This window comes from Microbacterium sp. Y547 (genome assembly GCF_057669785.1).
On record NZ_JBYHFN010000017.1, the window covers coordinates 1 to 3,133 of the forward strand.

General features: G+C 66.6%; 3 protein-coding genes. 1 reads left to right on the forward strand and 2 read right to left on the reverse strand.

What is annotated here, in order from left to right:
• A partial coding sequence (locus tag AC25Y0_RS12930) for an LVIVD repeat-containing protein (RefSeq protein WP_488134783.1) occupies positions 1-845 on the reverse strand: 845 nt, incomplete at its 3' end.
• 338 nt (positions 846-1,183) lie between these two features.
• Here AC25Y0_RS12930 and AC25Y0_RS12935 point away from each other — a divergent pair.
• A complete protein-coding gene (locus AC25Y0_RS12935) occupies positions 1,184-1,843 on the forward strand; it encodes a DUF305 domain-containing protein (RefSeq protein ID WP_488124232.1) in 660 nt (219 codons plus the stop codon).
• A 201-nt stretch (positions 1,844-2,044) separates the two neighbouring features.
• Here AC25Y0_RS12935 and AC25Y0_RS12940 read toward each other — a convergent pair whose 3' ends face one another.
• Entirely contained in the window at positions 2,045-3,076 is a 1,032-nt protein-coding gene (locus AC25Y0_RS12940; RefSeq protein WP_488124233.1) for a COG1470 family protein, read from the reverse strand.
• Positions 3,077-3,133: the final 57 nt, after the last annotated feature.

Here is a 3,133-nt window from a genome sequence, read left to right on the forward strand (position 1 = left end):
GGGTCGCTGATGTCGATCAGGATGCCGTTACCCGCGCACGCACCAGCGGCGAGGCCGACCTCGGCGTAAACCGTGATGTCGTGGCACTGGTTGGTGTTCGGCGACGGCGACCAGGTGCCACCCGAGGGGTGACGGGGGGTCGTCGGGCCGTTCTGCAGACCGTCGACGCGGCCGGTGACCGGGTCGGCGAACAGGCGGGACTCCGTCACGACTGCGGCGGCTGCCGGGTCGGCGACGGGGACCTTGATGACCTCGATGCGCCAGCGCGACGGGTTCTCGGTGTCGGCTGCGCCGTTGCTGCAGCCCGCGAGCTGCGAGGCGGCGCGGACGCCAGCGGTGCCCGAGACGTAGATGTAGATGTTCTCGGTGTCATCCGGGTCCTGCAGCACGGTGTGCGTGTGCGAGCCACGGCACGTCTGGACGGCTGCGACCTGGACCGGGTTGTAGATGTCGCTGATGTCGAACACGCGAACGCCGCGGAAGACCGGCGACGCAGGGTTGGTCGAGCAGTCCAGACGGGCGCTGGTCGACTCAACCGAGAGGAAGAGCAGGTCGCCGACGACGGAAGCGTCGTTCTGGCTGCCCGGACAGATGAACTGCGTGAGCAGCTCGGGGTTCGACGGGTCGGCCACGTCGTAGAACTGAACACCGTTGTAGTTGCCGACGATCGCCATGTCGTCCTTGAAGGCGAGGTCGGAGTTGGTGTTGAGGCCGGCGAGCTTCGGGAGGGTCGCCAGGTGCTCGACGTTGCTGGAAGCGGTGCCAGCGTCGTAGAGGCCCGCGCTCAGGCCTTCGCGCGGGTCGGTCTGAACCGGGTCGGCGACGGCGGCGGTTGCCGCCATCATAGAAACGCCGAGGGTGAGCGCGCCGGTAACGGCCAGCGCTCGCGTCCTCCAGCGCGCTCGGGGGGTGGTGCGTGAATTCATGCGGGGGGTGCCCTTCGTGTCGGTCTTCGTCGATCTGACAGGTACTACCTCAAACGAAAGCGCGTTTCGACGAGCGGTTCGCTCGGTCTTTGTGCACTTCGCGTACAGCACGGATATGCAGTTGTATGTTCGGGAATCTATAGGTTTGCTGAGAATGTTCGCTACCTTTCTCGTTACATTTTTGTTTCGACCTTCTGATCGGTGCACTGTCGCACTGCAAGATGGAGCCACCGAACCCGACTGAGAGGCACCTCTTCATGCCCGTATCGCCCCGCTTTCTTCCCCTCGGCGCGGCGGTTGTGATCGTCCTCGGCTTGACGGCATGCACCGCCGAGCCCGAGGCATCCGCCCCTGTGCCCACCGCTCCCGTGATCCAGCCCGGCGCTCCGGGTGAGCCGAACCGCACGCTGTCGCCCGAGGAAGCCGCCGCGATCCAGTCCGAGCCGCACACCGACGCTGATGTCGCCTTCGTTCGCGACATGATGCACCACCACTCCCAGGCGCTGATCATGACGAGCTACGTCGAAGAACGCACGAGCAACCGTGACATCCGGCTGCTCGCGGAGCGCATGGACATGAGTCAGAGCGCCGAGCTCGAACGGTTCGAGGAGTGGCTGCAGGCGCGTGGTGAGGCTGCGCGGGATCCGGATGCCGGCCACGCGGCGCATGCCGACATGCCGGGCCTTCTCACCGATGCCGAACTCGCGCAGCTCGAAGCCGCGCGCGATGCCGCGTTCGACCGGCTGTTCCTCGAGCTCATGATCAAGCACCATGAGGGTGCTGTCGAGATGGTCGAGAACCTGTATGCGTCAGGGGGCGGCCGAGAGATCGAACTCGACGTCATGGCCGGTCACATCGAGGCCGATCAGGGCATCGAGATCGCCCGCATGAAGGAGATGCTCGCCGCGAAGTCCTGAGCCCGCGTCGAGCGTCAGCGCCCACGGGTCCGGGGCGGCGCGTGCGACCAGCTGAGACCGCGGCATCGTCACGAGGGCGCTGCCGAGATCGTCGTAACCCTGTATGCGTCAGATGGCGGCCGAGAGATCGAATCGCCCGCTCGAAGCAGATGCTCGCCGCGAGGTCCGAGACCACCGCGGCGAGCATCTGCGCTCGACGGGTCAGGAGGCGGCGGCTGCGGCTTCTGCGCGGGCTTCGGCGCGCGCCCGCTCGATGAGTGCCTCGGTCTTGCGCTTGCGACGGCGGCGGTCCAGTGCCGACAGTGCGATGAGCAGCACGATGATCGCGAGGACGACGAGCTGAGACCACGGCATCGTGATCACGGTCGCGTGCGCCTCGGAGGGTGCGATTTCGCCGACCTCGAGTTCTTCGGCGACGGATGCGCCCTGTGAGACGACGTCGACGGTCGCGACGAACAGGGGCCAGACGCCCCGGACCTGCCGCTCGAACGTGCGGGTCTCACCCGGCGCGATCTCGGTGATCGTCTCGGGGTCGAGTGTGCGGGCAAGCCACCCGAACGGGCCCGAGACGGTCGCGAGCGATTCGACACCGAGGCGCACGTTGCCGGTGTTCGACACTTCGTAGGTGAGGGTCATCGTGCCTGGCTCGAAGGGGTTGATCGAGCTGGTGTAGGTTCCCGACACGGTCGTCTCGAGCTCGGGCGTCATTTCTCCCGTGACGCGGGTCATGACGCGGAAGCCGACGCGCGATTCGACGCCCACCTCTCCGCCACTGCGGATGCTCGCCGCCACCCCGGCGGGGTGATCGCCGGGCGTCGCGTTCTCGGGCACGGTGATCGTGAACGGCACGATCACGTCGCCGCCCGAGGGCACTTCGATGCTCTCCTGGATCTTGATCCACGTGCCTGCGTCGACCGACTCCTGGTCAGAGGTCAGCATGTTGAACCGGCCGGAGGTGGTGAAGTAGCCGTCGGCGGCGGTCAGCCGAAAGGTCACGGCCTCACGGCTCAGGTTGCGCACGAGCAGATGCTCCTCGACGGTGGCCCCAGGTTCGAGTTCGAGCTCGACCCACGACCGCCCGTCTTCGCCGACACCGTCGCTGGGGCGGACCATCCAGGTGATGGTGTCGTCTTTCGTGTCGGCGGGTGCAGCCGTCGCCGCGGGAGCGAACGGCAGCGCGAAGAAAAGGAGCGCGAGTGAAGCGACGATCAGTCGTCGAAGAAAGCGTTGCATGAGACCTCGGAGAGAGTTTAGTCGGTTGCACGCGGAGAGGCCGCACCCGTGGGGCAC

What these genes read in the sequence shown, in the direction of transcription:
- AC25Y0_RS12935 (WP_488124232.1), top strand. Translation starts at nt 1,184, where the DNA reads ATGCCCGTATCGCCCCGCTTTCTTCCCCTCGGCGCGGCGGTTGTGATC.
- AC25Y0_RS12940 (WP_488124233.1), bottom strand. Translation starts at nt 3,076, where the DNA reads ATGCAACGCTTTCTTCGACGACTGATCGTCGCTTCACTCGCGCTCCTT.